Origin of the sequence: Microcoleus sp. OTE_8_concoct_300 (genome assembly GCF_031383065.1) — a bacterium.
Lineage (GTDB): Bacteria > Cyanobacteriota > Cyanobacteriia > Cyanobacteriales > Microcoleaceae > Microcoleus.
This window is the reverse complement of record NZ_JANMZH010000193.1, coordinates 1-1,782: the sequence shown is the minus strand read 5'-3', so window position 1 is coordinate 1,782 and position 1,782 is coordinate 1. Positions and strand designations below refer to the sequence as shown.

Genomic DNA, 1,782 nt, shown 5'->3' with positions numbered 1-1,782 from the left:
AGTAGGGGGGTCGGAGAACTATCGTTAGTATACCCGACTTTATCCGTCTTTATCCGCCTTGATCCGCCTTGCATCGCAATTTTAGAAATGCCCGTCTTTTTCCGTCTTTTTTCGCTTTGCAGTTTTGTGCGATCGGTCTATGATATCTATGATTTGGTGGAGACGTTAGTTTTATTTCTACTCTACATAATATCAATGAAAAATTTGCCTATTTTTTTAGGAATTACAGGGATACTGACTCAGCTCTATTTTCCTGCGGTAGCCCAAGCACAATCGGTAGCTGAACAACGTATCTGTGGTCAAGGTGGGCAATATGTTGTGTTTGCTCAGCATCCTCTCTCTCAAGGAGCATGGGGTAGAGGAGGAAGTGACGGAAATCGTCCCAATAGTCCTGTTGGAGATAGACTCAATCTTGAGATTGCTCATGAACAAATATTTTTCTGTAACAATGGAAGAGTTGTGGACAACATAGGTTTTGGCCCAACAGGCAGATTCAGATACTCTGAAGCAGCTATCAGAACTGGTCGAGAAGCCGACGGTAGCAGAGTTGACAACTTTGTTCCAATTGATAATGAACGTTACGATCCTGATGTAGTTAGAATTGTTTTGGCAGGCGGAACAGCAGTTCTTCCCAACCGTTGTGAGTTTCGCACACCAAATGATGGTATCTATGGAGGGGTAGTAAACAACTGTCAAGGCTGGACAGCAAGAGTCAGGGAACAATACTGGCGAAAGATGTTCATTGGCACATGGATTGCAAAAGGCTATCAGTGTCCCAGAGGGACAAATCACACGGAGCAGATCAATATTACAGTTAATGGTAACTCCCTTGTTGCAACCAAAATAAACAGTGGGGGAGATAGATGTGTACCGTCTGGGTCTCGTACATTCTTTGGCTCAATACCAAGCAATGTTTCTAAAGGAAGCTCTTTCTCTGTTACTTTCGTTGCTGGCTCTCCAAATAATCCAGCAAGTAGTACAACGCCAGATCGGTTAACAATTATTGATGCAAATACCTTTAGTTCTAGTGGGGAGAGTGTCACTTTTAGGCGTGTTGAGAATCGTTAATTTTACACTTTCTAGGAGAGTAACTTGCTAGAGGTGATTAAGTAGGGGGTTGTGGACAATGACGAGTGTGGAGGCGATACTTGTAGGGTGAAGATTCGATCGCCCCTTACTTTTTTATTGATCGGCGATCGCCCCTCTCTTTTTTACCGATCGACATCGACGCTGATTAGAAGCGGATAATCTCGATCGTGCATCGCGATCTCTGAAAACAAACATCAAATTCTCGAAAGAAGTTCGTTTGCCCAAGAATTAAGGGTACCTGAGAGGATTTTGCCCAGGCAAATGCTAGACGAACTGGTTCCAGATTCCCAATTTGAACCTGCACAAATACACCCCGCGCCTCAACTCTTGCAAGATTTCCAGCCAATGGCAAGCGGATAGTTTGTTCCTCCCAAATTGCACCCAATTGCAGCCCTATGTCATAAGGTAATAGGTTGACCGCAGACCCAGTATCTAGCAGTGCATTCGCGGAGACAGAAAAGCCTGCATGACTCAGAGTGATGGGAATCGTGGGTAATGCTTCATCGTCAGAAAAGGGAAACTCGATCGTACTAGGCATGAGTAGATGCCTCTTGGTCATCCCGAATCATCTGCATCAGAATGTTTGCAGCTTCCGTTGCCTCGTAGGGCGACCAAACCGGATACTCTGATGCAGAAAAGATAACTTGTAGTTCAGCCTTTGGGATTTGCACAGCTAGGAGTTTGAAGAGTGAT

At 44.6% G+C, this 1,782-nt stretch carries 2 protein-coding genes; one reads left to right on the top strand and one right to left on the bottom strand.

Features of this window, described 5'->3' with window-relative positions:
* The coding region (locus ACUVJL_RS09380; RefSeq protein ID WP_445245591.1) for a hypothetical protein at positions 1 to 1,068 on the top strand (1,068 nt) is incomplete at its 5' end.
* A 166-nt stretch (positions 1,069 to 1,234) separates the two neighbouring features.
* On the opposite strand, the gene ACUVJL_RS09375 is transcribed toward ACUVJL_RS09380, so the two are convergent.
* Complete coding sequence (locus tag ACUVJL_RS09375; RefSeq protein ID WP_445245590.1) at positions 1,235 to 1,627, bottom strand: aspartyl protease family protein; 393 nt, start codon at positions 1,625 to 1,627, stop codon at positions 1,235 to 1,237.
* Positions 1,628 to 1,782 lie beyond the last annotated feature (155 nt).